Below are 25,076 nucleotides of genomic sequence, written 5' to 3' on the forward strand. Positions count from 1 at the left end.
CACCGTGACTTGAACATGTTCAAAGAGAGGTCTACAGTCCATGACAACAGCTTTTGAACGTGTTCAAGGGAGGGTGGGGCATGGACCTCACTGTTGTCGCGTACGTCGTCTACCTGCTGATCAGCGTGGCGCTCACCGTCTGGGTGGCCCGCACGCTCAGCCAGAACGGCAGGATCTTCCTCGCCGACGTACTGCAGGGGAACGAGAAGCTCGCAGACGCCGTGAACCACCTCCTGGTGGTCGGCTTCTACCTGGTGAACCTGGGCTTCGTCGCCCTGTACCTCAAGGCCGCCGACGCCGTCACCGACGCCCGCGGGCTCTTCGAAGCCCTGTCGGTGAAGATCGGCGTCGTCCTGCTGGTCCTCGGCGTGATGCACCTGGCCAACGTCTACGTGCTCAACAAGATCCGCCGGCGGGGCGCGATGGAGCGCGAGCACGTGCCGCCGGTGCCGCCGCAGGGCTGGACGGGCCAGGCCGGATCGAACCCGTGGGCCGCGCCCGCCGCCGGTCCCGCCGGGGCGTGAGGGCGATGGCCACCGCGGCACGCACCGCACCCGCCGGCAGCCCGGCGCACCGTACTCCGGTCCACGGCCTGACCGTCCTGTACGACGCCAACTGCTCGCTCTGCATTCATCTGCGCAACTGGCTGAGGCGGCAACGGCAGCTCGTGCCGCTGGAGATGGTCGCCGCCGGGTCCGTCGAGGCGCGCCGCCGGTATCCGCGCCTCGACCACGACCGGACGCTGCGGGAGATCACCGTCATCGGCGACCGGGGCCAGATCTACATCGGCCCCGCCGCGTGGATCATCTGCCTGTGGGCCCTGGCCGAGTACCGGCCCAAGGCCCACTGGCTGGCCACCCCGGCCGGGGCACCCTTCGTACGTGTCACGATGCTCGCGGCGGCCAAATACCGGGAGGCGACCATGCCGGGCGCCGCAGCAGCACGGCCCTGCGACGACCGGTGCTCCGTCCCCGGTTAGGCTCGGACACCGTGACAGAAGCGAAGGCCCCGAAGAGCGAGCAGACCCGCACCCTCATCCTCGAAACCGCGCTCCGCCTCTTCCAGGAACGCGGCTACGACAAGACGACGATGCGGGCCATCGCCAAGGAAGCCGGTGTCTCGGTAGGGAACGCGTACTACTACTTCGCTTCCAAGGAACATCTCGTCCAGGGGTTCTACGACCGGATCGCCGCCGAGCACCAGGCGGCGGTCCGGCCCGTGCTGAACAAGGAGACCGATCTTGAGGCCCGGCTCGCCGGGGTGCTGACGGCGTGGCTGGACATCGCGGCCCCCTACCACGAGTTCGCGGCACAGTTCTTCAAGAACGCGGCCGACCCGGAGAGCCCGCTCAGCCCTTTCTCGCCCGAGTCGGCGCACGCCCGCGAGGCGGCGATCGCCGTCCACCGGGACGTGCTGGCGGGCTCGAAGTCCAAGGTGGCGGAGGAACTGCGGGACATCCTCCCGGAGTTGATGTGGCTCTCCCAGATGGGACTCGTCCTGTACTGGGTCTTCGACCGCTCGGAGAACAGCGAGCGGTCCAGGCGCCTCGCCGAACGCGGCGCCCGCCTCACCTCCCGCGGTGTCGCGCTGGCGCGCTTCCGGGTGCTGCGGCCGCTCGTACACGAGGTGCACGAGCTGTTCACGGACTTCCTGCCCGGGATGGCGGAGAGTGTCGCCGCCCGCAAGATCCGCGAGACCCGCCGGAGCGGCTGGAGCGGCGCGGGCGACGACGCCTGAGCTCCGCCGGACGCCGTCCGCGCGCTCGCGGGCTCGCGGGCTCGCGGGCTCGCGGGCTCGAGCGAGGAGCCGGTCCCGGCCGCCGCCGGCGCACCGGCCGGCCGGCCCGGGGCAGGCTCCGTGGTCCATGGTTGACGCGTACGGAAACGGCCGACCCCGGTCCGTGGGTACGGCTGGAGATCGCCGCCGACGGACCGGGCATGTCCGCCAAGGACGCGGAGCGCATCTTCGACCGCTTCTTCCGCGCGGCGGGCGGCGGGTCGGCGGACGGGCCCGTCGGCAGCGGGCTCGGGCTCGGCATGGCGATCGTCCAGGCGGTGGTGGCCGCGCAGGGCGGCGCGGTGACCGTGCGGACCGCGCCGGGTGAGGGCCTGGCGGTGACGGTGGGGCTGCCGGCCCGACCCGCAGGAGACCCTAGGCCTGCCGTGACGCCAGCTGGACGAGTGTGATGTCGGACTCGGCCCCGACGCGTACGGGCGGGCCCCAGGCCCCCGCGCCGCGGGTCACGTACAGCTGGGTGTCGCCGTACCGTTCCAGACCGGCGACGGTGGGGTTGGCCAGCTCGGCCAGGTAGTTGCCCGGCCAGAGCTGACCGCCGTGGGTGTGCCCGGAAAGCTGGAGGTCCACGCCGTGGTCCACCGCCTCATGGATGACGACGGGCTGATGCGCGAGCAGCACGGCGGCTCGGGTACGGTCCCGGTCGCCGAGCGCCCTGGCGAAGTCGGGGCCCTGGCCTTCTCGCTCGCCGGCGACGTCGTCGACTCCGGCGAGGTCGAAGCCGCCGATCTCGACCCGCTCGTTGCGCAGAGGCCGCAGTCCGAGCTCGCGCACATGGTCGACCCAGGCGTCCGCGCCGGAGAAGTACTCGTGATTGCCGGTCACGAAGTACGACCCGTGCCGGGCCCGCAACTGCGCGAGCGGCTCGGCGGCAGGCCCGAGGTCCTCGACCGACCCGTCGACGAGGTCCCCGACGATGGCGACAAGATCGGGCTGGGCGGCGTTGATGGCGTCGACGATGCGCTGGGTGTGTGCGCGGCCCAGGATCGGCCCGAGGTGGATGTCACTGACGACGGCGATGCGGTAGCCATGGGCGGCGCGGGGCAGCTTGGCGAGCGGCACGGTGACGCGCTTGACGCGGGGCCCGCGCAGTACGCCGTACGTACCGAGTCCGACGGTGCCGGCCGCGGCGACGGCCGCGGCCCCGCCGACGATCCGCGACACGAACAGCCGCCGCGACACGGCGGACGCGGCGACGGCACCTGCCGCGCCCTGCGGTTCGGCGAGCGTGGCTCCACCGGCGGAGCCGTCCGCAGGAACACGGGTGCCCCCACCGGAGGGAACGCCGCCCTGGGAGGCATCGACGGCCTCCGGAGTGGGGGCCTCGTCCGCGGTGAGCGTGCCCACCGTGGTCGGCGCGTCGGCCGCAGGGCCGCCCTCACCGGAGGCAGGGCTTCTCGGCGCCGACACGCCGGTGGTCGCGGCGGAATCCGGCCCGTCGGTGCGCGCGTTGCCCGCCGCCGGCGCACCGCCGGCAGCTGACGCTCCGTCGAGCACAGTGCCGGGGGAACCGCTCGCCCCGGCGGCAGGTACGCCGGCCGGCGCCACCCGGAGCGCTTCGGAGGCCGCACGACGCTCCAGCACCCTGATCAGCAGCGGGCGTACCGCCTCGCCCACGACGAGGGCGAGCACCAGGTACAGCAGCATCGCCAGCCACAGGTAACCGGGCCAGGCCAGGGTCCGTTCGAGCCAGAACGGCGCGCCGGCGCGGCCCGAGACCAGGGCACCGACCGAGAGCAAGGGCAGGATCCAGATGCCCGCCGTGCCGAACCGGCGGGCGGCCGAGCCGCGTGCCGTCGTGTCGCGGACCAGCCGCCACCACACGTACCGGTGCACCCCGGCGAGCACCGAGAGGACCAGGACCACCACAAGGACGACGACGACCACCACGTGCGGCTCTCCTCTTACCTAGTCGCGCTCACGGCGCAGGGCGCGCAGACCACGCAACCCGATGGCGCCGATGATCGTCCCCAGAACAAAGGACGTGACGGCGAGCAGCAGATGGACCCAGAAGTATCCGGTCGGGTCACCCGCGTCGTCGAAGGCGAGCCCGCTGGCGTCCTGCCACAAGTTCTTGATGAAAGTGACCCAGATGAACCAGCTCCATACCCCGAACGCGAGCAGGAACCAGGACACCGGGCGGCTGAGCTTCATGGGACCAGTATCGCGGCCGTCGTCCGATCGGGTTGCTCGGGGTGGGCTGTCCTGGCGTCGCCCCCGGCGGGTCCTTGGTCCGATCTCCATATTTGTTTCGGCGCCCTGTACGTTCTCGTCCGTGTCTGCTTTGAAAAAGACCGCGTTGACGGTCCTCGCCACTGCGTTGCTGCCCGCACTGACCGCCGCGCCCGCTTTCGCGGACACCCTGGACGACAAGCCGGACAAGAAACAGCCCAAACCCCCGGCGATCATGTCCACCGTCGGCGGTGCCCAACTCGGCAGGCCCGGAACCCAGGTCGACCTCGGCCCGGGCGCGCCCGTCCTGCCCAAGGACGTCAGCGGCCGGTCCTGGATCGTCGCCGACGCCGAGAGCGGCGATGTGCTCGCCGCGCACAACGCGCACTGGCGGCTGCCTCCGGCCTCGACCCTCAAGATGCTGTTCGCGGACACCGTGCTGCCCCGGCTGCCCAAGGAGACCGAGCACACGGTCACCGCGGAGGAGCTCGCCGAGGTGGGCGAGGGCAGCAGTCTGGTCGGCGTCAAGGAGGACCAGACCTACACCGTCCACGACCTGTGGCTCGGCGTCTTCCTGCGGTCCGGCAACGACGCCGTCCATGTGCTGTCCGAGATGAACGGCGGCATCGACAAGACCGTCGAGGACATGCAGGAGCACGCGGACGAACTGCAGGCACTGGACACCGAGGTCGTCTCGCCCGACGGCTACGACGAGCCCGGCCAGGTCTCCTCGGCGTACGACCTGACCCTGATCGCCCGCAGCGGCATGCAGAAGAAGGACTTCCGCGAGTACTGCTCAACTGTGCGCGCCGACTTCCCCGGTGAGGAGAAGGAGGGCAAGAAACGCGAGACGTTCGAGATCCAGAACACCAACCGCCTGCTCACCGGCGACTACGGCATCACCCCCTACAAGGGAATCGCCGGCGTCAAGAACGGCAACACCACGCACGCCGGGGCGACTTTCACCGGAGTCGCCGAGCGGGACGGCAGGGTGCTCCTCGTCACCGTCATGAACCCGGACTCCGGCGAGAGCCAGGCCGTCTACAAGGAGGCCAGCCGCCTGCTCGACTGGGGCTTCGAGGCGGCCGGGCACGTGGAGCCGATCGGTGAACTGGTACCGCCGAAGTCCGCGGACACATCGGCCTCGGGAGACGGGGACCGGGAGCCGGCCAACAACGGCAAGGGCGCACCCGCCAAGCCCACCGCCTCGGACAAGAGCGGGTCGGGCGGCATCGGGATCGCGCTGGGCGTCACGGGCGGGGTGCTGGTGCTGCTCGCGGGCGGGGCGTTCCTGGTCAACCGTCGCTGGCCGCTGCCCGACCTGGTGCGCCGCCTGCCCCGTCGCTGACGTCGCCGCCGTTGTCCTTGCTCTGCGTCGCCGTCCAGGCGGCGCAGTACAGCAGCAGCTTCGCCATGAAGTTGATCCACAGCAGCAGTGCGATGGGGACACCGAAGGCGCCGTACATGCTGCGCCCCGCCACGCCCTTCATATAGCCGCCCAGCAGCATCTTGAGCAGTTCGAAGCCGACCGCGCCGATCAGCGCCGCCACGACCAGGCGGCGGCGCGGCGGCTGCACCCCGGGCAGCAGGGTCAGCACATAGAGCAGGATCAGGAAGCCGGCGAGGACCGCGATCGCGAGGCCCGCGATCTGGAGCAGCACACCGCCCCATCCGTCCCTGTCGATGCCGAGCCTGTCCGCTGTCCAGCCGACCGTCGTGGAACCCAGCGCGGACGCAGCGACCGAGGCGAGCCCCACCGCGCCGAGCCCCACCAGCACGCCCGCGTCCGTGAGCTTGCGGACGATCGGGTTGCCCTCGTCCACGTCGTCGAGCTCCCACACGGCACGCAGACAGTCCCGCATCGAGCCGACCCAGCTGATACCGGTCAGCAGCAGCAGTACACCGGCCACGAACCCGATCGTGCCCGCGTTGGCGACCAGACCGTCGAGGTTGAGCTGGTCGGAGATGCCCGGCACCTGCTCGGACAGCTTGTTCTGCAGCTTGTCCAGCTGCTCCTTGCTGAGCAGGGCGGCGCCGACCGCCGCACCGACCGCGATCAGCGGGAACAGCGCCAGGAAACTGAGAAAGGTGATCGCGGCGGCGAGGCGCGTCCAGTGCACCCGGTCGAGGGTCTCGTAGGAACGCCAGGCGTGGGTGCGCATCAGCCGGGCCATGAGCGGGCCGATGACGGGGAGCTTGGTCAGCCAGTCCATTCCGTACGCGTACCCGCTACGGCACGGTTCCGTCCGGCTGACGCGCCGGAGCGGCTCAGATGGTGGTGGCGGGCTCGTCGACCGGCGAGCCCTGGGCGGGGACACCCGGGATGCCGCCACCGAACGTGTACTCGTGAAGCTGGCGCCAGACGGAGTCCGCGCCCTGCTCGTACAGCGCGAAGGAGGAGCAGGTCCACTCCGCCGCGTAATCGGTCAGCTCCTCGTACGCCCGGTCCATCAGCTCGTCGGCGATGCCGTGCGCCACGGTCACATGCGGGTGGTACGGGAACTGCAGCTCGCGTGCCAGCGGCCCGGACGCGTCCCGCACCCGCTTCTGCAGCCAGGTGCATGCCGCGGCGCCCTCGACGACCCGGACGAAGACGACGGGCGACATCGGACGGAAGGTGCCCGTACCGGAGAGGCGCATGGGGAACGGCCGGCCGGCCGCGGCGACCGCGGCCAGGTGGGCCTCGATCGCGGGCAGCCGGACGGAGTCGACCTCGGTGGGCGGCAGGAGGGTGACGTGGGTCGGAATGCCGTGCGCGGCGGGATCCCCGAAGCCCGCGCGCTGCTGCTGGAGCAGGCTGCCGTAGGGCTCCGGGACCGCGATCGAAACGCCGAGCGTTACGGTCCCCACGTCGTTCTCCTCAGTCTCGGTGCACAGCGGTGGTCAGGTGTACAGCCGCCAGTGTGGCGGCTGTACCGCCGGTTCGGCCAGAGTCCTTGGACCCGGTCCTTGGACCTGGCCGGTCGCCGGCCCTTGACGGGCCGGACTCCCCGGGTCTGCCGGCCGGATCAGTGCTTGGCCGGCAGGAAGCCCACCCTCTCGTAGGCGGCGGCCAGCGTTTCCGCCGCCACCGCACGGGCCTTCTCCGCACCCTTGGCCAGGATCGAGTCCAGCGTCTCGGTGTCGTCCAAGTATTCCTGCGTCCGGGTCCGGAACGGAGTGACGAACTCCACCATCACGTCCGCGAGGTCGGTCTTGAGCGCACCGTAGCCCTTGCCCTCGTACTTCTGCTCCAGATCGGCGATGGGCGTACCCGTGAGGGTGGAGTAGATGGTGAGGAGGTTGCTGATGCCGGGCTTCTCCACCGCGTCGTAGCGGATCACGGTGTCGGTGTCGGTGACCGCGCTCTTGACCTTCTTCGCAGTGGTCTTCGGCTCGTCGAGCAGGTTGATCAGGCCCTTCGGCGACGAGGCCGACTTGCTCATCTTGATCGCCGGGTCCTGGAGGTCGTAGATCTTCGCGACCTCCTTGACGATGTGCGGGGCCGGGACGTTGAACGTCTCGCCGAAGCGGCCGTTGAAGCGCTCGGCGAGGTCCCGGGTGAGCTCGACGTGCTGGCGCTGGTCCTCGCCGACCGGCACGGCGTCCGCCTGGTACAGCAGGATGTCCGCGACCTGCAGGATCGGGTACGTGAACAGGCCGACGGTGGACCGGTCCGCGCCCTGCTTGGCGGACTTGTCCTTGAACTGCGTCATCCGGGAGGCCTCGCCGAAGCCGGTGAGGCAGTTCATGACCCAGCCGAGCTGCGCGTGCTCGGGGACGTGGCTCTGGATGAAGAGGGTGCAGCGGTCGGGGTCGAGACCGGCGGCGAGCAGCTGGGCTGCGGCGAGCCGGGTGTTGGCGCGCAGCTCGGCGGGATCCTGCGGCACGGTGATCGCGTGCAGGTCCACCACCATGTAGAACGCGTCGTGGGTCTCTTGCAGCGCCACGTACTGGCGGATGGCACCGAGGTAGTTCCCGAGGTGGAACGAGCCGGCGGTGGGCTGAATACCGGAGAGCGCGCGGGGTCGGTCTGAGGCCATGTCCCTCATTCTCTCAGGTGTGGAACCGATTCCCGGCCGCCGGTGTATGAAAGGCGTGAGGACGCGGGAGCGGAGCCCGGAGGGGACCCGGGAGGGGGGTCGTCGCATCGTCGCCGACGAGGATGCGGTCATCGCCCGCGTGCGCGCCGGGGAGCCGGAGGCGTACGCGGAGCTGGTCCGCGCCCATACGGCGGTGGCGCTGCGGGCGGCCGTGGCCTTCGGGGCCGGCGCTGATGCGGAGGACGTGGTGCAGAGCGCCTTCCTCAAGGCGTACCAGGCGCTGGGGCGATTCCAGGACGGTGCCGCCTTCCGGCCCTGGCTGCTGCGGATCGTCGCGAACGAGACGAGGAACACAGTGCGCTCGGCGGTGCGGCTGCGGGCACTCGCCGGGCGGGAGGCGCTCATGCTCGGCTCAGAGCCGCTCATACCGGAGTCCGCGGATCCGGCGCTGGCGGCGATGGCCGGAGAGCGGCGCGGGCTGCTGCTCGCCGCACTGGACGAGCTGAGCGAGGAGCAGCGGCAGGTGGTCACCTACCGCTATCTGCTGGAGATGGACGAGGCGGAAACGGCCGAGGCGCTTGGCTGCCCGCGCGGCACGGTGAAATCACGACTGAACCGCGCACTGGCGAAGCTGGGGCGGCTCATAGGGGCTCAGGGGGCGCAGGAAGGACAGGAGGGAGGTGAGGAGCGTGGATGACGAGGACGAGCGGTCCGGGGAGCAGGGCGCGGACCGGGAACGGAACCTGGACCTGGACCTGGAGGCACTGGCCGAGGAGCTGCGCGGGCTGGGGCGCGGGATCAGGATCCCGGACGTGGACGGCGAGACGATGGCGGAGCGGGTGCTGGCACAGCTCCTTGCCGACGCTGTACCGGCACCGGCGCCGCCCCCGAGCCGTTTCGGCCGGCTGCGGGGCTGGGTACGCAGGCGCCGGCGGGCGCTGACCGTCGGCCTGTCCGGGGTGCTAATAGTGCTGGCGCTCACCCCGCCGGTGCGGGCGGCGGTGGCGGACTGGTTCGGCTTCGGCGGGGTCGAGGTGCGGTACGACCCGTCGGCGCCGCCGCGGGCGGACGCGCCGGTGCCGTGGTGCCGTGCCCCGGTTCCGCTCGCGGAGGCGGAGCGGCGGACGGGCATCAGGCCGCGGGTGCCGGGCGCGCTCGGTGCGCCGGAAGCGGTCTCGGTGACCAAGGGGCCGGGCGGCCGTGCGGTGGTGAGCCTGTGCTGGCGCGAGGGCGGCCGTACGGTACGGCTGGACGAGTTCGGCGCGCGGCTCGACCTGGGCTTCGTCAAGCAGGCGCGGATCATGCCCGAGCCGGTGACGCTGGACGGCGGGGGCGAGGCGGGGACCGGAGGCAGGGGCGGGGCGGAGGACAGGACCGCGCTGTGGTTCGCCGAGCCGCATCTGCTGCGCTTCGGGATGACGGACGCCCGGGGCGGGGAATGGGTGCACGCCGAGCGCACGGCAGGCCCGACGCTGCTGTGGACGACGCGGGACGGCGGGACGACGCTGCGGCTCGAGGGTGTGGCCTCGCTGGAGCGGGCCACGGAGATCGCCGTTTCGACTCCCTGAAAAATCCTCTCGCGCGGGCGGAACCTGAAGCGGTCCGGCGGTGTACCAGTGATGACGCGGTGCGGAGGGCCCGTACCGGCGTCGGCTGGGGGACGCATGCGACTGCTACGACTGCTGCGACGGCTTGCCGCACTGGCGACGGTCCTCGCACTGACCTGGTTCTTCGCGCCGAGCGCCGTGGCCGGAGGGCCGACGAGCGTGCTGATCACCTCTCCGCAGAGCGAAGAGGCAGCGGCGCTGTACTACGCGAACGAGGACTACGGATCACTTCAGGCGCTGCTCGGCGTCGATGGAGGCCGGCAGCCCGGCGCAGGCCGCTCGGAGCGCCCGCCGTCGCTGGAGGAGGCGGCGGGGATGCGCGCGCTCAATGTGGTGTGGATGGTCCACGACATACAGCCCTGGCGGCTGGACCAGGTGTACGTGGGCAAGAACGCGGACCGGCCCATATGGATCCACACCTCGCTGGACGCGGAGACGCAGCAGGGCACCTGGCACAAGGCGGCCACTCCGAGGGTGCTGTACGAGCTGCTCGCGAAGCTGGGTGTGCTGGGCAGGACCGTCTACGACAGCGACGGATCGAATCTCCCGCCGGAGCCCGACCCGGCCCAGGGCGCCGGCGCCGCCGCGCAGCCCGCGGCCGAGGAGCCGGCTCCGGCCGGGCGCGAGGACACAGCCGGCGCGGGGGCGGCCGGCTGGTGGTGGGCGATACCGGCGCTGGCGGTCGGCGCGGCGCTGGGTCTGGCGCTGCGCCCGGCGCCGGCCGCCCGGCTGTCGCATCTGCTGCCCGGCCGGCGCGGCAGTGAGCACGAGAGCGGGCCACGCCGGCAGTTGATCGACAGCTGACCGGAAGCGGGGCCGTGCGGCGCAGCGCCCTGTGACCGACAGGGCGCTGCGGGCCGGATCAGATGGTCAGGCCGGGTGCCGGGTAGGCGGCCATCAGTTCGGCGACCTCGGCGCGAACGGTGGTCAGCGTCTCCTCGTCCCCTGCGCCTGCGGCCGTCACGCCCCGGTCGATCCACTCCGCGACAGCGGCCATGTGCTCGGTGCCGAGGCCGCGGGAGGTGAGGGAGGGGGTGCCGATCCGGATGCCGGAGGGGTCGAACGGCTTCCTCGGGTCGTAGGGGACGGTGTTGTAGTTCACGACGATCCCCGCCCGGTCGAGGGCCTTGGCCGCCACCTTGCCGGGCACTTCCTTGGGGGTGAGGTCCATCAGGATCAGGTGGTTGTCGGTGCCGCCGGAGACGAGGTCGAAGCCGCGGGCGAGCAGTTCGTCCGCGAGTGCTCTGGCGTTGGCGACGACCGACTGCGCGTAGTCGCGGAAGGAGGGCTGGGCCGCCTCGTGGAGGGCGACGGCGATCGCGGCGGTGGTCTGGTTGTGCGGGCCGCCCTGGAGACCGGGGAAGACCGCCTTGTCGATGGCCTTGGCGTGCTCCTCTCGGGACATCAGCATCGCGCCGCGCGGCCCGCGCAGGGTCTTGTGGGTGGTGGTGGAGATGACGTCGGCGTGCGGCACGGGCGAGGGGTGGGCGCCGCCGGCGATCAGGCCGGCGATATGGGCGACATCGGCGACCAGGACCGCGCCGCACTCGCGGGCGATCTCCGCGAAGGCCGCGAAGTCGATGGTCCGGGGCAGCGCGGTGCCGCCGCAGAAGATGACCTTGGGGCGCTCCTTGAGGGCCAGTTCGCGCACCTCGTCGAAGTCGACGAGGCCGGTGTCCTGGCGTACGCCGTACTGGACACCGCGGAACCACGTGCCGGTGGCGGAGACGCCCCAGCCGTGGGTGAGGTGGCCGCCCATGGGCAGCGCCATGCCCATCACGGTCTCGCCGGGCTCGGCGAAGGCCAGGTAGACGGCGAGGTTGGCCGGGGAGCCTGAGTAGGGCTGGACGTTGGCGTGCTCGACCCCGAAGAGTGCCATGGCTCGGGCGACGGCGAGCCGCTCGACCTGGTCGATGTTCTGCTGGCCCTCGTAGTAGCGGCGGCCCGGGTAGCCCTCGCTGTACTTGTTCTGCAGCACCGTGCCGGAGGCCTCCAGCACGGCCCGGGAGGCGTAGTTCTCGCTGGGAATGAGCCGCAGGGTGTCGGCCTGGAGCTGCTCCTCGGCGGCGACGAGGGCGGCGAGCTCGGGGTCGGTCGCGGTGAGTGCGGGATGCGAAAGGGGAAGGGTCATGGGTGTCCTCCGGGGCGATCCGATGGGTGCCGGTCGTGGTCCCGGGGTGCCCAGGCGGGCGGCACCTCGCGTCTTTGCCCTCACACGGCTCCCTCGAGGTCACTTCCCCGTACGCCAGTCGCCGTGCGCACGGCTCACACTATCGGCCGCGCCGGGCGCGAGGTTTCTCTTTCCACAGTCCGCGCGACGATAGAAACAGGGGCACCACCCCGCCCCCACGCCGGATGGGCCGTCCCGACGATCGGAGAACCCGTGTCGACCACGACGACATCTGCCATCGCCTCCGCGGAGGCACACAGCGCGCACAACTACCATCCCCTGCCGGTCGTCATCGCCTCGGCGGACGGCGCGTGGATGACCGATGTCGAAGGGCGCCGCTATCTCGACATGCTGGCGGGGTACTCGGCGCTCAACTTCGGCCATGGCAACCGCCGGCTGATCGATGCCGCCAAGACGCAGCTGGACCGGGTGACCCTCACCTCCCGTGCCTTCCATCACGACCGGTTCGCGGACTTCTGCACGCAGCTCGCGGCGCTGTGCGGCATGGAGATGGTGCTGCCGATGAACACCGGGGCGGAGGCGGTCGAGACCGCCGTGAAGACCGCCCGGAAGTGGGGCTACCGGGTCAAGGGCGTACCGCAGGGCCAGGCGAAGATCATCGTCGCGGGCAACAACTTCCACGGCCGTACGATCACGCTCATCAGCTTCTCGACCGATCACGAGGCACGGGCGGACTTCGGCCCGTACACGCCCGGCTTCGAGATCGTGCCGTACGGCGACCTGACCGCGCTCGAGACGGCCATGTCGGCGAACACGGTGGCCGTGCTGCTGGAGCCGATCCAGGGCGAGGCGGGCGTCCTGGTGCCGCCCGCCGGATATCTGACGGGCGTGCGCAGGATCACCCACGAGCGCAACGTGCTCTTCATCGCGGACGAGATCCAGTCGGGGCTGGGCCGGACCGGGAAGACGTTCGCCTGTGAACACGAAGGTGTCGTGCCGGACATGTACGTGCTGGGCAAGGCGCTGGGCGGCGGTGTGGTCCCGGTGTCGGCGGTCGTCTCGTCCGCCGATGTCCTCGGGGTCTACAGGCCCGGTGAGCACGGCTCGACGTTCGGCGGCAATCCGCTGGCGTGCGCGGTCGCGCTGGAGGTGATCGCGATGCTGCGCACGGGCGAGTTCCAGCAGCGTGCCACCGAGCTGGGCGAGCATCTGCACCATGAGCTGGGTCTGCTGACGGGCACCGGCGACGTGGAGGCGGTGCGCGGCCGCGGGCTGTGGGCGGGCGTCGACATCGCGCCGAGCCGGGGCACCGGCCGGGAGATCTCGGAGAAGCTGCTGGACCGCGGTGTCCTGGTCAAGGACACCCACGGCTCCACCATCCGGATCGCCCCGCCGCTGGTCATCGGGAAGGAGGACCTGGACTGGGGGCTGGACCAGCTCAGGGCCGTGCTGGCCGGCTGAGCCGCTTGCCGCGGACCGTCGCCCGGATCAGGGGCCTAGAGAATGACGTGGGGCAGGAAGCGGGCGTACTCGTCCGTGACCAGTCCCGCCGACTCCCGGATGCCGAGCCCCGCCGCCTCGTCCTCGACGACCCACGCGCCGAGCACCACCCGGTTGCCGTCGAACTCGGGCAGCGGGGCCAACTCCTGGTAGCAGCAGGCCGCTTCCCGTACGACGGGCGCGCTGCCGGGCTCGTGGACCGTGACGCCCGCGCCCTCGCGGCCCAGCAGCGGCTTCGTCACATAGCCGCGCTCCTCGGCGAGTTCGCGCGGGCCGTCGAGATAGGCGGGCAGCAGATTCGGATGCCCGGGATACAGCTCCCACAGGATCGCCAGCAGCGCTTTGTTGGACAGCAGCATCTTCCAGGCGGGTTCGATCCAGCAGGTGGTGCCGGTGCCGCCGCCGTTGTCCAGGGTGTCGAGGACGTGCGGCCCGAAGCGGTCGGTGGTCAGCCACTCCCAGGGGTAGAGCTTGAAGCAGCTGCGCAGGAAGCGCAGCCGGTCGTCGACGAAGCGCCCGGAGAGCCGGTCCCAGCCGATCCGTTCCACGGAGAGCGCCTCGGTCGCGATACCGGCCTGCTGCGCCGTCTCGCGCAGATACGCGACGGTCATCAGGTCCTCGCCCAGCTCGTCCCCGTCGGAGTGGACGAAGTGAAGGGGTCCGGGCGGCAGCAGGGGAGCCTGTCGCCGCCAGGCGTCGACGAGGCGCTCGTGGAGGGAGTTCCACTGGTCGGCGCCAGGAAAACGTTCCTCCATCCAGAACCACTGCGGACTGGCGGCCTCGACCAGGGAGGTGGGGGTGTCGGCGTTGTACTCGAGCATCTTGGCGGGGCCGGTGCCGTCGTAGCGCAGGTCGAACCGCCCGTAGACCGAGGGGAGTTCGTCGCGCCGCCGCCAGGACTCGGCGACCCGCCGGGCCAGCCGGCGGTCGGTGATCCCCAGGTCGGCGAAGCGGCTCTGCTCGACGATGTGCGCGGCCGCTGCCAGCGACATGGCGTGCAACTCTTCGACGACCTCCTCCAGCGCCTCGACCTCGGGCAGAGAGAATTCGTAGTACGCGCTCTCGTCCCAGTAAGGGCGCAGGGAGCCGTCCGGGTAGCGGGTCAGCGGGTAGATGAGGCCCTGTTCCTCGACGGTCTGCTGCCAGCTGGGACGGGGTTCGATGGTGTGACGTTTCATCGTGCGGGGGCCCGTGCTCAGCCGCCGCCGGAACTGGAGCCGCCGAAGCCGCCGCTGTCGACGGCGGTCCTGTCGAAGCTGCCGCCCTCGACGCGGTCACCGCTGACCCGGCCGCCGTAGTAGTAGCGGCCCGTGCTGCTGCGACCGTCGTCCTCGCACTCGTAGTCGGGCAGCACCTCGTAGGTCACCGGATCGACACACCGCTCGTCCGGCTCCGAACCGCAGGACGTGAGCGTCGCCGCGAGCACCCCCACGCCGCCGAGCACCACGGTGCCCGACCTCAGTCTGCGTCGCGTCATCTGCCGCCCCTCCCGTCCCTCAGGCCCCACAGAACCCTCTGTGAACCGGCCGTTCGGCCGCGCCACACACTAGATGGCCGCCTCACGCGCCGGTAACCGGGTCCGCCAACACCTCTCCTCTAGGGTCGCTTTGTGGTCTTCGGGATGATCTGTGCGCTCGGCTCCGCGGTCTGCTTCGGCACGGCCTCCGTACTGCAGGCGATGGCGGCGCGCGCCGCCGAGCCCGGATCCGGCTCCGGGGTCGACGCGGCGCTGCTGCTGCGCGCGCTGCGGCAGTGGCGCTATCTCGTAGGCCTCGCGCTCGACGGCCTGGGCTTCCTGCTGCAGATCGTCGCCCTGCGCTCCCTGCCCATCTACGTGGTCGGCGCGGCGCTCGCCGCCAGCCTCGCCGTCACCGCCGTGGTCTCCTCCCGCCTGCTCCATGTGCGCCTCAGCCGCACCGAGTGGGCGGCGGTCGTCGTCGTCTGCGCCGGTATGGCAATGCTGGGGCTCGCCGCCGGACCGGAGGGCGACCGGGCCGGTTCCACGGCGCTGCGCTGGTGCACGCTGGGCACGGCGCTCGGCGTGCTGGTCCTCGGCGCCGTGGCCGGCAGGCTGCCCGACCGGCCCCGCGCCCTGGTCCTGGGGCTCGGCGCGGGTATCGGCTTCGGCGTCGTCGAGGTCTCCGTCCGCCTGATCGACACGCTCGCCCTGCCCGAGGTGCTGACCAACGTGGCCCTGTACGCGCTGCTGGTCGGCGGCGGTGCGGCGTTCCTGCTGCTCACCTCCGCCCTGCAGCGCGGCTCGGTGACGACCGCCACCGCCGGTCTGGTCATCACCGAGACGATCGGCCCGTCCGTGGTGGGCGTCGTCTGGCTGGGCGACCGTACCCGCGAGGGGCTGGCCTGGCTGGCGATCACGGGCTTCGTGGTGGCCGTGGCCGGGGCGCTGGCCCTGGCGAGGTTCGGCGAGCTGCCCGCCCAGGGAGAGCAGGCCGGTGAGCCTGAGCCAACAAAGTGAACCGCCTTGCCGCAAGGCGGATCCGCCTCGTTCCCGCGGTGGGCGCGGGTGGGAGGTCAGGCGCCCAGGGACGAGGACCCACGACTGCGGCGTCGTCCTCGTCCCGCTTCACGTTGTCCAAGACCGTCTGTCCGCACAGGCCGCGGAACCCGAGCATCCGTGCCGGGACGGCGTGCTCGGCGGGCGCCGGGTACGGCGCTCACTCGGCGGAGCCTGCCGAGGGCAGGCCCCCGGCCTGCGCCAATGCCCCGCAGAGCGCGTCCAGCGCCCCCGTCCACGCACTGTCCGGCGGGGTCGCATACCCGACGACGAGCGCATCGCGGACGACCGGCGCACCGTCGCCCGGCGCAGCGTCCGGGTGCCGGAAGCGGGTGACACCCTCCAGGGCCAGGCCCTGCCAGGCCGCCGCGCGAACCACCGGCTGTTCGGTGCCCGGCGGGAGTTCGAGGACGGCGTGGAGTCCGGCGGCGATGCCGCTCACGCGGATGCCCGGGGCCCGTTCGGCCAGGTGCCGCACCAACTGGTCCCGGCGGCGCCGGTAGCGCAGCCGCATGCTCCGCACATGCCGGTCGTACGCGCCGGAGGCGAGGAACTCGGCGAGCGTCAGCTGGTCCAGGGCGCTGGACACCCAGTCGACGCTACCCTTCGCGTCCAGCACCTCCCCCACCAGATGCTGGGGCAGCACCATCCACGCCAGCCGAAGCCCCGGCGCAAGGGACTTGCTGGCCGTGCCGAGGTAGACGATCCGTTCGGGATCCAGACCCTGCAGCGCGCCGACCGGCTGGCGGTCGTACCGGAACTCCCCGTCGTAGTCGTCCTCCAGGATCAGCCCGCCGCTGCCGCGCGCCCAGTCGACGGCCGCGGCGCGCCGGTCGGGGTGCAGCGGTACCCCCATCGGGAACTGGTGCGCGGGCGTCATCAGCACCGCGCCCGCCCCCTTGAGCCCGCTCAGCGCCCGCGTGTCGGTGCCGACCCCGTCAAAGGGCAGCGCGGGTGTACGCAGGCCCGCATCGGTCAGCAGGTTCCGGTGCACGTCGAGCCCGTACGACTCGACGGCCACCTCCCGCACCCTGCGCCGCCGGAGCACCTTTCCCATGAGCATGAGGCCGTGGACGAAACCGGAGCAGATGACGATGCGTCCGGGGTCGGCGTACACGCCGCGTGCCCTGGCCAGATAGCCGGCGAGCACCGTCCTCAGCTCGATACGGCCGCGCGGGTCGCCATAGCCGAAGGCTTCGTGGGGTGCCGCGGTCAGGGCGCGCCGCGCCGCCTTCAGCCATTCCGTGCGCGGGAAGGACGCGAGATCGGGAGTGCCGGCCATCAGGCTGTAGGTGGGGCGCCCCCGGACCGGACGGGCCGTGGCCGAGCCCGCGGGCGACGCCGGTCTGCGCGGTGCGGAGCGCTGGGCGACCCGGGTCCCGGATCCCTGCTGGGCGGTGAGCCAGCCCTCGGCGACCAGTTCGGCGTAGGCGTCGGCGACCGTGTTGCGGGCGATCCCCAGGTCGGCGGCGAGTGAACGCGACGACGGCAGACGGGTGCCGGGAGCCAGCCGCCCGGTGCGTACGGCTTCCCGCAGGGCGTCCATGAGCCCGGTACGCAGTCCCGTCCCGCGCAGTTCCAGATGCAGGTCGGCACCGAAAGTGGCCCGGGAATCCGTCATGGAAATGGACCATACCGGTGCGCCACGGCCCCCGTACGGTCGTCCCTATGACGACGACGCGGAGCGGCATCACGGCAACCGGCGGCACCGACACCGCTGCGCCTCCACGGGAGGCCCACGCGCCGGAGCACAGCCCGCGCCTGACCTGGGCCAAGCTCGCACCGGACGTCTACAAGGCGATGGTGCAGCTCGACTCCGCCGCCCGGCAGCACCTCGACCCCGCTCTGCTGGAGCTGGTCAAGATCCGCGCCTCGCAGATCAACCACTGCGCGTTCTGCCTCGACATGCACACCAAGGACGCGCTCGCGGCCGGGGAGTCGGTGGAGCGTATCGTCCAGCTCTCCGCCTGGGAGGAGTCGCGGCACTTCTACACCGACAAGGAGCTCGCGGCGATCGAGCTGACGCAAGCGGTGACCGTGCTGACCGAGGGCTTCGTCCCGGACGATGTGTACGCGAAGGCCGCCGCGCACTTCGACGAGACCGAACTCGCCCATCTCGTCTCGGCGATCACGGTGATCAACGCCTGGAACCGTTTCGGTGTGACCGCCCGTCTGGTTCCCGGCCACTACACGCCCGGTTCGCGGCGGCTGTGAGAGGGGGCCCGCAGATGACGACACGTGCACAGATGTTCCGCGCCCTGCACCACGGCCGGGACGCCGGGGATCCGCTCGTACTTCCGGGGCCGTGGGACGCCGCGAGCGCCCGCGCCTTCGCCGATGCGGGCTTCCCTGCCCTGGCGACGCCGAGCGCGGGGGTCTCGGCGTCGCTGGGGTACGAGGACGGCCGGACGCCGGCGGACGAGATGTTCGCGGCTGTCGCCCGTATCGTCCGAGCGGTCGATGTCCCGGTGACGGCGGATGTCGAGGCGGGCTACGGCCTGAACCCGAAGGAGCTGGTGGACCGGATCCTTGAGACGGGCGCGGTCGGCTGCAACCTGGAGGACTCCGACCCGGCGACCAAGGCGCTCGGGGATCCGCGGCGGCACGCCGACCGGCTGGCCGAGGTTCGGGCTGAGGCGGGCGACGCGCTGTTCGTCAACGCACGGGTGGACACGTATCTGCGCGGCGTGACCGACCCCGCGGAGGCACTCGCCCGCATCAGGCTGTACGCCGCGGCCGGGGCGGACTGCGTGTACCCGATCGGCGTGCCACCGGAGCACCTGCCGCTGCTGCGCGCCGGAACCGGCATCCCGATCAACGTCGGCGCGCCTGCCGTCGCCCCGCCCCTCGCGGAACTGGGCCGTCTCGGGGCAACCCGCATCACCTTCGGCCCGGGCCTCCAGCACCGGGCGCACACAGCGGTGCAGACGATCGCCCGCGAGCTGAGGGGCTGACGCCGGCCCCGCCCCGTCCTGCCGGACCGGCCTGAGCCACTCCGGCCCAGTCCGACCGGGCAGGGTGCAGCCCGGCGCCGTCCGACCGACCAGGCGCGGCTCGCCCCGAACCGACCGGGCAGGATGCGGCCGGGCGCGGTACAGCCCGGCGCAGTACAACCGGGCAGAGTGCAGGCCGGACAGGGCCCGGCGCGGCGCGACCAGGCGCGGCTCGGCCCGAACCGACCCGGCGCGGTACAGCCCGGCGCGGTGCAGCCGGGCAGCAGCCGGCCCGGTCCGTCCTGTGCGCTAAGCGCCCCGCGCCTGCTGCGGCGGCTCCCCGGGCGTGGCCGTCTCCGCCGACTTCGCCGCGAGCGCCAGACGTACCGCCCAGCCCAGCGTCAGGCCCGGTTCCGCCGCGCGCAGGGCCTTGATCGCGGCCACCGAGTCGGCCGGGCCGTCCACGCCCGCCGCGGTCAGGTGCCGGCGTACCCAGCGTGCCCGCAGGTCGTCGTCCGAGGCCGTGGCGGCCTCGGCGATGATCGCCGCGGCGCGTTCCAGGCCGGGGCGCTCGTCCTCAGGGGCGTTCTCCAGCGCCGCGCGGACGGCATCGGCGATGCCGTCCGCGTCGCGCAACACGATCACCGGCAGTTCCTGCTTCTTCCCGTATCCCAGCATGCAGTGATCATCCTTTTCGTCCGCGGTGCGCCTCAAGGGAGTTGAGCAACTCCTGAGATGCGTGGCGTCACTTCTTCGGGAGCCACGCCTTCCACGTCGACTCGTTCGCCTTGACCCACTTCTCCGCGGCGGCCTCCGGCGACATCTTCTCGCCGGCGATCATCAACGCCACCTCGTTCTGCTGCTCGGTGGTCCACTTGAAGTTCTTCAGGAACTCCGCGGCGTCGCCGCCGTTCTTCGCGAAGTCCGCGTTCAGATACTTCTGCAGCGGCGTGTTCGGGTACGCGCACGCGACCTTCTTCGGGTCGGCGTCACAGCCCTCGGTGTACGCGGGCAGCTTGACCTCGACCAGATCGACCTGCGCGTTCAGCCACTGCGGCGTCCACCAGTACGTCAGGAAGGGCTTCTTCTCCTTCGCGTACTTCTTGATCGCCGTGATCTGCGCCGCCTCGGACCCCGAGTAGTTGGTCTTCAGGTCCAGCTTGAGGTTCTTGATGATCGCGTCGTCGTTGGTGACGTAGTCCGGCGAACCCTCCAGGATCTCGCCCTTGTCACCGCTCTCCGCCGTCCGGAAGTCCTTGGCGTACTTGTTGAGGTTCTTCCAGTCAGTGACGTCCGGGTGGGCGTCCGCGAAGTACTTCGGCACGAACCAGCCGATGTGGCCCTCGACCCCGAGATCGCCCGCCTTGACGACGGTCTTCTTCGTCTCGACGTACTGCTTCTCCTCCTTGGGGTGACCCCAGTCCTCCATGATCGCGTCGATGTCGCCCTTGGAGAGCGCGTCCCAGGCGAGGACCTCGCCCATCTGCTGGCTCTTGACCGTGTAGCCCAGCTCCTCCTTCAGGATGTACGCGGCGACGGCGGTGTTGGCCTGGGCGCCCACCCATGACGGAACGGTCAGTCTGACGACCTTGTCGCCGCCGACGTCCTTGCTCTTGCCGGTGTCGGCGGCGCCGCAGGCGCTCAGCGACAGGACGCCCAGGGCGCCCACGACGGCGGTGGCGGTACGCAGAACTCGGGTTCGGTTTCGCATGATGCTCCAAGCTTGTGAAGGGGGATGAGTCAGTGGCTGCGGGTGCGGCGGGCCGCCGCGGGCTGGGTGAGCCGGTCCAGTACGAGTCCGAGGCAGACGATCGCGACACCGGCCGTCATGCCGATGCCCATCTCGCCCCGCGACAGGCCCTTGACCACGTCGTAGCCGAGCGCGCCACCGCCGACGAGACCTCCGACGACGACCACGGCGAGCACCAGCACGACGCCCTGGTTGACGGCGAGTTGCAGGGCCGGACGGGCCAGCGGCAGCTGGACCTGGAGGAGCTGCTGCCGGGTCGACGCGCCCAGTGAGCGCGCGGCCTCCATCGCCGCCGGGTCCACCTCGCGCAGCCCCTGCGTGGTGATGCGTACGACGGCGGGCAGCGCGTACACGACGGCAGCGATGATCGCCGAGGCCCGGGTGACGCCGAACAGCGCGACCACCGGGATGAGATAGACGAACTGCGGCATGGTCTGCATGGCGTCGAGCACCGGCCGCAGCCAGCGCTCCAGCCGCCCGGCCCGGGCGCAGAGGACGCCCGCGAGCACGCCCAGCACGAGGGTGACGACCAGCGCCGCGAGCACCTGGGAGAGGGTGTCGAGGGACTTCGTCCACACGCCGAGCACACCGATCGCGGCCATCGAGGCCGTGGCGGTCAGTGCGGTCGCCCAGGTGCCCACCAGCCACGCGACCGCGGCGACGAGCAGCAGTACCGACCACCAGGGCAGCCAGGTCAGGCCGTCCCGGAGCGGGTTGAGGACCCACAGCGTGAAGTGCTCGGACCAGACCTCGGTACCGCCGAGGACGGGGATACCGGAGGCGAAGTGCTCCGTGATCCAGTCCTGCGCCTTGTTCACGGGCGTGGAGATGTCGTACGTCCAGCCCTCCGGCCACGCCTTGCCCACGGCGAACCGGAGCAGGACCGCGGCCCCGACCGCGGCGAGGACCAGCGCCCACGCCGAACGGCCGTGCAGCGGGCCGCCGCCCGGGGCGCTCTCGCCGATCCGGTCACCGGCCGCCGCGGTCGTACGGTCCAGCCAGACGGCGATCAGCACGATCGGGATGCCGGCGGCGAGCGCCCTGCCGACGTCGACGGTGGACAGCGCCGAGTAGACCTCTTCGCCGAGGCCGCCGGCGCCGACGAGGGCGGCGATCACGACCATCGAGAGCGCCATCATGATCGTCTGGTTGAGGCCGAGGAGCATCTGCTTGCGGGCGAGCGGCAGGCGCGCCGTCCTCAGCCGCTGCCACGGGCTCGCGCCGAGCGACGCGGACGCCTCCAGCACGGAAGGGTCGGCGCCGCGCAGGCCGAGTGCGGTGAGGCGGGCCATCGGCGGGGCCGCGTAGATGACGGTGCAGAACAGTGCGGCGGGCGTACCGGTGCCGAAGACCAGCACGAACGGCAGCAGGTAGGCGAAGGCCGGCAGCACCTGCATGGTGTCGAGTACGGGCCGCAGGGCGCGGTCGACCCGGTCGGACAGCCCGGCCGGGAGCCCGATGAGCACGCCGAGCAGTGCCGCGGCGACCACGGCGACGATCATCAGCGCGATGGTGAGCAAGGTGGCTTCCCACATCCCCAGCAGCCCGCACACGGCGAACGCCCCGAGCGCGGTGGCCGCGACCTTGATCCCCTTGCGCCCCAGTCCGGCGGCCCGCCAGGCGAACAGCACCCCGGCGGCCAGCACACCGGTCCAGCCCATGGCGTCCAGCGCGTTGTGGACTGCCGTGACGGCGTCGGTCGCGGTGTTGGACAGATGCAGCAGGAAGTAGAGGAAGAGCGGGTGGGTCTCGCGGTTGTCGACGACCCAGGCGTTGGCGTCGTCGAGCGGCCCGGACACGTCGACGGTCAGCGCTGCCGGCCAGCTGCCGCTGCCCCACAACCCGATGCCGAGCGGTACGAGCACGAGCGCGAGCGCGCCGAGGACGACCAGCTTGCTCCCTACCCGGTGTCTCGCGAGATCCCGGAAGGAGGCAACCTTGCGGGCCGCGGGGGCGGAGACGGCGGCGGTCACGCCGCCACCCCCTCGGCGTCGCCGACGCCCGCCACCACGCGCAGCAGCCCGGCGTGGTCGACGACGCCCAGACAGCGGCCGTCCTCGACGACACGGGCGCTCTGACCGGTGCGGGCGACCGCTTCGATCGCCTCGATGACCGTCGCGTCGGGGGCGAGCGCCGGGCCCGTCTCGCTCTCGGTCGCGTCCTTCGCCGGCCGCATCGCCGTACGGACGGTCATGACCTGCTCGCGCGGCACATCGCGGACGAAGTCCCGTACGTAGTCGTCGGCCGGCGACCCGACGATCTCCTCCGGTGTGCCGAGCTGCACGATCCGGCCGTCGCGCATCAGCGCGATGCGGTCACCGAGCTTGAGCGCCTCGCTCAGATCGTGGGTGATGAAGACCATCGTGCGGCCCTCCTCGCGGTGCAGCCGGATGACCTCCTCCTGCATGTCGCGGCGGATCAGCGGGTCGAGCGCGCTGAACGGCTCGTCGAACAGCAGCACTTCGGGGTCGACGGCGAGCGCCCGCGCCAGACCGACGCGCTGCTGCTGGCCGCCGGAGAGCTGACCGGGGCGGCGGTGCTCCAGACCCTCCAGGCCCACCTTGGCGACGACATCGGCTGCCCGGGACCGGCGGGCGGCCTTGCCGAGACCCTGGATCTCCAGTCCGTACGCGACGTTGTCGAGCACCGAGCGGTGCGGCAGCAGCCCGAAGTGCTGGAAGACCATGGAGGCACGGTGGCGGCGCAGCTCGCGCAGCCGGGCGGTGTCCATGGACAGGACGTCCTCGCCGTCGATGGCGATCGACCCGGAGGTCGGCTCGATCAGCCGGGTGAGGCAGCGCACGAGCGTGGACTTGCCGGAGCCGGACAGGCCCATCACGACGAAGACCTCGCCCTTGCGGACGTCGAAGGAGACATCGCGCACGGCGGCGGTGCAGCCGGTGCGGTCGCGCAGTTCGGCAGGCGTGAGTGCGCCGAGCTCGGCGTCGCGCGGGATGCGGGAGGCCTTGGGTCCGAAGACCTTCCACAGGTCACGGACCTGGAAGACGGGCGTGTCCGCCGCGGCGGGGGCGGTGTCGCCCGCCCCGGGGCTGTCGCTCTCGGGCGCGTCGGTCACGGACTTCTCCGTCACCGGATCGGACGTGGTCACGGGCTTCATCGGGTTTCTCCCTCATTCAGCAGATCCGCGCACTTCTCCCCGACCATCAGGACCCCGATCATCGGGTTCACTGCCGGCATCGTCGGGAAGACGGACGCGTCGGCGATCCGGATCCCCTCCAGCCCCCGGATCCTCAAATCCGGTGCAACTACGGCGAGTTCATCTCCCGAGGACCCCATACGGCAGGTGCCGGCCGGGTGGTACACGGTGTGCGCGACCTTGCGCGCGTACTCCCCGATCTCCTCGTCCGAGGTGATCGCGGGCCCCGGGCAGACCTCGCGCTTCAGCCAGCTCGCCAGCGGTTCCCGGGCCGCGATCTGCCGGGCCAGCCGGATTCCGTCGACCAGCGTGCGCCCGTCGTAGTCGTCCTCGTCGGTGAAGTACCTGAAGTCCAGTGCGGGCTTGACCTGTGGATCCGCGCTGGTCAGGTAGAGCCGGCCGCGACTGCGCGGCTTGGGGATGTTCGGCGTCATGGACACCCCGTGCGCGGGCCGCTCGTAGCCGAGCCGCTCCGGGTTGTCGGTGAACGGGATCTGGTAGAAGTGGAACATCAGGTCGGGTCCGCCGGACGCCTCGTCGCGCCGTACGAACAGACCCGCGTCACTGTCCATCGCAGAGTTCTCCGGGATCGGCCCGTGCGTCTCCCAGACGATCACCGACTCGGGGTGGTCGAGCAGGTTCTCGCCGACGCCCGGCAGATCGTGGACGACCGGGATGCCGAGAGCCTCGAGGTCCTGCTTCGGTCCGATGCCGGAGTGCAGGAGCAGTCGCGGGGTGTCCACAGCGCCCGCGCAGACGAGGACTTCGCGCCGCGCCCGTACGAGCCGCTCCTCGCCGTCCTTGGTGCGTACGTGCACACCCTTCGCGCGGGTGCCGTCCAGCTCCAGCCGGAACGCCCAGGTCTCCAGGGCGATGTGCAGGTTCGGCCGGTCCAGGAAGGGGTGCAGGTAGGCGACCGAGGCGGACGAACGCTTGTTGTTCTCCGGGTGGTAGGCGAGGTCGAAGAAACCGACGCCCTCGTGGAAGGGCTGCCGGTTGAATCCCTCGACGCGCGGCACTCCGAGCGCCGTCCGCGCCGCGTCGACGAAGTCGCGGGCGATCGGGTTACGGTCGGCCTCGTCGACGGGGACGATGTTGTTGAGCAGCCGGCCGTAGTACGGGTCCATGGCCGCGGCGTCCCAGCCCTGCGCACCGGCCGCCGCCCACTCGTCCCAGTCGGACGGCAGCGGCTTGAAGGCGATGAGGGTGTTGTGCGAGGAGCAGCCGCCGAGGACGCGGGCCCGGCTGTGGCGGATGTGGGAGTTGCCGCGGGGCTGCTCGGTGGTCGGGTAGTCGTAGTCGAGTTCCCCGCCGAGCAGGCCCATCCAGCGGCGCAGGGTCAGTACGTCGTCGCGGCCGACGTCGCTGGGGCCACCCTCGATGACGGCGACGGAGATGTCCGGGTTCTCGGTGAGGCGGGAGGCGATCACCGATCCGGCGGTGCCGCCCCCGACGACGACATAGTCGTACTCGGTCATGGTGCGTGTTCCCCTGG

General features: G+C 71.5%; 26 protein-coding genes and 1 riboswitch. Of the genes, 12 read left to right on the top strand and 14 right to left on the bottom strand.

The annotated features are described in order from the left end of the window. Positions 1–80: 80 nt before the first annotated feature. The 4 genes from OHS70_RS14035 to OHS70_RS14050 all read left to right on the top strand — a co-directional run bounded on the left by OHS70_RS14035 (position 81) and on the right by OHS70_RS14050 (position 2,186). Positions 81–524, top strand: a complete 444-nt coding sequence (locus tag OHS70_RS14035) for a hypothetical protein (RefSeq protein WP_328397300.1) — start codon at positions 81–83, stop codon at positions 522–524. Between the two features lie 5 nt (positions 525–529). After that, complete coding sequence (locus tag OHS70_RS14040; protein ID WP_328397302.1) at positions 530–979, top strand: thiol-disulfide oxidoreductase DCC family protein; 450 nt, start codon at positions 530–532, stop codon at positions 977–979. 11 nt (positions 980–990) lie between these two features. Then, the gene (locus tag OHS70_RS14045; protein WP_328397304.1) at positions 991–1,737 is read left to right on the top strand and encodes a TetR/AcrR family transcriptional regulator; all 747 of its coding nucleotides are present in this window, start codon (positions 991–993) and stop codon (positions 1,735–1,737) included. A 131-nt stretch (positions 1,738–1,868) separates the two neighbouring features. Beyond that, the gene (locus OHS70_RS14050; protein ID WP_328397306.1) at positions 1,869–2,186 is read left to right on the top strand and encodes a HAMP domain-containing sensor histidine kinase; all 318 of its coding nucleotides are present in this window, start codon (positions 1,869–1,871) and stop codon (positions 2,184–2,186) included. Here OHS70_RS14050 and OHS70_RS14055 read toward each other — a convergent pair. Both OHS70_RS14055 and OHS70_RS14060 read right to left on the bottom strand, forming a co-directional pair. After that, complete coding sequence (locus OHS70_RS14055) at positions 2,152–3,684, bottom strand: metallophosphoesterase (protein WP_328397308.1); 1,533 nt, start codon at positions 3,682–3,684, stop codon at positions 2,152–2,154. The two genes, OHS70_RS14050 and OHS70_RS14055, sit on opposite strands and share 35 nt — an antisense overlap. An 18-nt stretch (positions 3,685–3,702) precedes the next feature. Further along, positions 3,703–3,948, bottom strand: coding sequence for an SCO4848 family membrane protein (locus OHS70_RS14060; protein WP_328397310.1), 246 nt, complete (start codon positions 3,946–3,948; stop codon positions 3,703–3,705). Positions 3,949–4,069: 121 nt separating this feature from the next. On the opposite strand from OHS70_RS14060, the gene OHS70_RS14065 reads away from it, so the two are divergent. Continuing rightward, entirely contained in the window at positions 4,070–5,314 is a 1,245-nt protein-coding gene (locus OHS70_RS14065) for a D-alanyl-D-alanine carboxypeptidase family protein (protein ID WP_328397312.1), read from the top strand. Here OHS70_RS14065 and OHS70_RS14070 read toward each other — a convergent pair. From OHS70_RS14070 to trpS, 3 genes are all read right to left on the bottom strand, one after another. Next, a complete protein-coding gene (locus OHS70_RS14070; RefSeq protein ID WP_328397314.1) occupies positions 5,262–6,179 on the bottom strand; it encodes a YihY/virulence factor BrkB family protein in 918 nt (305 codons plus the stop codon). The two genes, OHS70_RS14065 and OHS70_RS14070, sit on opposite strands and share 53 nt — an antisense overlap. Positions 6,180–6,234: 55 nt before the next feature. Beyond that, complete coding sequence (locus tag OHS70_RS14075; protein ID WP_328397316.1) at positions 6,235–6,816, bottom strand: 2'-5' RNA ligase family protein; 582 nt, start codon at positions 6,814–6,816, stop codon at positions 6,235–6,237. A gap of 158 nt (positions 6,817–6,974) precedes the next feature. Then, positions 6,975–7,988 carry a tryptophan--tRNA ligase gene (gene trpS / locus OHS70_RS14080; protein WP_328397318.1) on the bottom strand — a complete coding sequence of 338 codons (1,014 nt, stop codon included), beginning with the start codon at positions 7,986–7,988 and terminating at the stop codon, positions 6,975–6,977. Between the two features lie 46 nt (positions 7,989–8,034). On the opposite strand from trpS, the gene OHS70_RS14085 reads away from it, so the two are divergent. The 3 genes from OHS70_RS14085 to OHS70_RS14095 all read left to right on the top strand — a co-directional run bounded on the left by OHS70_RS14085 (position 8,035) and on the right by OHS70_RS14095 (position 10,399). Next, positions 8,035–8,685 carry an RNA polymerase sigma factor gene (locus OHS70_RS14085; protein ID WP_328397320.1) on the top strand — a complete coding sequence of 217 codons (651 nt, stop codon included), beginning with the start codon at positions 8,035–8,037 and terminating at the stop codon, positions 8,683–8,685. Then, positions 8,678–9,556 (top strand): hypothetical protein, encoded by an 879-nt coding sequence (locus OHS70_RS14090; protein ID WP_328397322.1) that lies wholly within the window; start codon positions 8,678–8,680, stop codon positions 9,554–9,556. The genes OHS70_RS14085 and OHS70_RS14090 overlap by 8 nt, the downstream gene beginning before the upstream one ends. Positions 9,557–9,652: 96 nt before the next feature. Beyond that, positions 9,653–10,399: a hypothetical protein gene (locus OHS70_RS14095; protein ID WP_328397324.1), complete on the top strand. Its 747-nt coding sequence runs from the start codon at positions 9,653–9,655 to the stop codon at positions 10,397–10,399. 58 nt (positions 10,400–10,457) lie between these two features. Here the strand turns inward: OHS70_RS14095 and glyA are convergent, their stop codons facing one another. Next, positions 10,458–11,726, bottom strand: a complete 1,269-nt coding sequence (gene glyA, locus OHS70_RS14100) for a serine hydroxymethyltransferase (protein ID WP_328397326.1) — start codon at positions 11,724–11,726, stop codon at positions 10,458–10,460. Between the two features lie 41 nt (positions 11,727–11,767). Next, positions 11,768–11,858: riboswitch (ZMP/ZTP riboswitch) on the bottom strand. 120 nt (positions 11,859–11,978) lie between these two features. On the opposite strand from glyA, the gene rocD reads away from it, so the two are divergent. After that, positions 11,979–13,187 (top strand): ornithine--oxo-acid transaminase, encoded by a 1,209-nt coding sequence (rocD, locus tag OHS70_RS14105; RefSeq protein ID WP_328397328.1) that lies wholly within the window; start codon positions 11,979–11,981, stop codon positions 13,185–13,187. 35 nt (positions 13,188–13,222) lie between these two features. Here rocD and OHS70_RS14110 read toward each other — a convergent pair whose 3' ends face one another. Beyond that, positions 13,223–14,404 (bottom strand): glutathionylspermidine synthase family protein, encoded by a 1,182-nt coding sequence (locus OHS70_RS14110; RefSeq protein ID WP_328397330.1) that lies wholly within the window; start codon positions 14,402–14,404, stop codon positions 13,223–13,225. Between the two features lie 17 nt (positions 14,405–14,421). Then, positions 14,422–14,703, bottom strand: a complete 282-nt coding sequence (locus OHS70_RS14115) for a hypothetical protein (RefSeq protein WP_328397332.1) — start codon at positions 14,701–14,703, stop codon at positions 14,422–14,424. Between the two features lie 144 nt (positions 14,704–14,847). Between OHS70_RS14115 and OHS70_RS14120 the strand changes: the two genes are divergently transcribed. After that, on the top strand, positions 14,848–15,702 hold the full coding sequence (locus OHS70_RS14120; protein WP_328405624.1) for a DMT family transporter: 855 nt from the start codon (positions 14,848–14,850) through the stop codon (positions 15,700–15,702). A gap of 199 nt (positions 15,703–15,901) precedes the next feature. On the opposite strand, the gene pdxR is transcribed toward OHS70_RS14120, so the two are convergent. Further along, entirely contained in the window at positions 15,902–17,362 is a 1,461-nt protein-coding gene (pdxR, locus tag OHS70_RS14125) for a MocR-like pyridoxine biosynthesis transcription factor PdxR (protein WP_328397335.1), read from the bottom strand. A gap of 47 nt (positions 17,363–17,409) precedes the next feature. Between pdxR and OHS70_RS14130 the strand changes: the two genes are divergently transcribed. Together OHS70_RS14130 and OHS70_RS14135 are read left to right on the top strand one after the other, a co-directional pair. Further along, entirely contained in the window at positions 17,410–17,955 is a 546-nt protein-coding gene (locus OHS70_RS14130; protein ID WP_328397337.1) for a carboxymuconolactone decarboxylase family protein, read from the top strand. 14 nt (positions 17,956–17,969) lie between these two features. After that, on the top strand, positions 17,970–18,695 hold the full coding sequence (locus OHS70_RS14135) for an isocitrate lyase/PEP mutase family protein (RefSeq protein ID WP_328397339.1): 726 nt from the start codon (positions 17,970–17,972) through the stop codon (positions 18,693–18,695). Between the two features lie 288 nt (positions 18,696–18,983). Here the strand turns inward: OHS70_RS14135 and OHS70_RS14140 are convergent, their stop codons facing one another. The 5 genes from OHS70_RS14140 to OHS70_RS14160 form a co-directional block, all read right to left on the bottom strand. Then, complete coding sequence (locus OHS70_RS14140) at positions 18,984–19,352, bottom strand: hypothetical protein (protein ID WP_328397341.1); 369 nt, start codon at positions 19,350–19,352, stop codon at positions 18,984–18,986. Positions 19,353–19,419: 67 nt separating this feature from the next. Then, positions 19,420–20,385 (bottom strand): ABC transporter substrate-binding protein, encoded by a 966-nt coding sequence (locus tag OHS70_RS14145; RefSeq protein ID WP_328397343.1) that lies wholly within the window; start codon positions 20,383–20,385, stop codon positions 19,420–19,422. Positions 20,386–20,414: 29 nt separating this feature from the next. After that, entirely contained in the window at positions 20,415–22,397 is a 1,983-nt protein-coding gene (locus OHS70_RS14150) for an ABC transporter permease (RefSeq protein ID WP_328397345.1), read from the bottom strand. Continuing rightward, complete coding sequence (locus OHS70_RS14155; RefSeq protein WP_328397347.1) at positions 22,394–23,542, bottom strand: quaternary amine ABC transporter ATP-binding protein; 1,149 nt, start codon at positions 23,540–23,542, stop codon at positions 22,394–22,396. Before OHS70_RS14155 ends, OHS70_RS14150 begins: the two co-directional genes overlap by 4 nt. Continuing rightward, positions 23,539–25,059 carry a GMC family oxidoreductase gene (locus tag OHS70_RS14160; RefSeq protein WP_328397349.1) on the bottom strand — a complete coding sequence of 507 codons (1,521 nt, stop codon included), beginning with the start codon at positions 25,057–25,059 and terminating at the stop codon, positions 23,539–23,541. The genes OHS70_RS14155 and OHS70_RS14160 overlap by 4 nt, the downstream gene beginning before the upstream one ends. Positions 25,060–25,076 lie beyond the last annotated feature (17 nt).

The sequence above is a fragment of the Streptomyces sp. NBC_00390 genome, assembly GCF_036057275.1.
Lineage (GTDB): Bacteria > Actinomycetota > Actinomycetes > Streptomycetales > Streptomycetaceae > Streptomyces.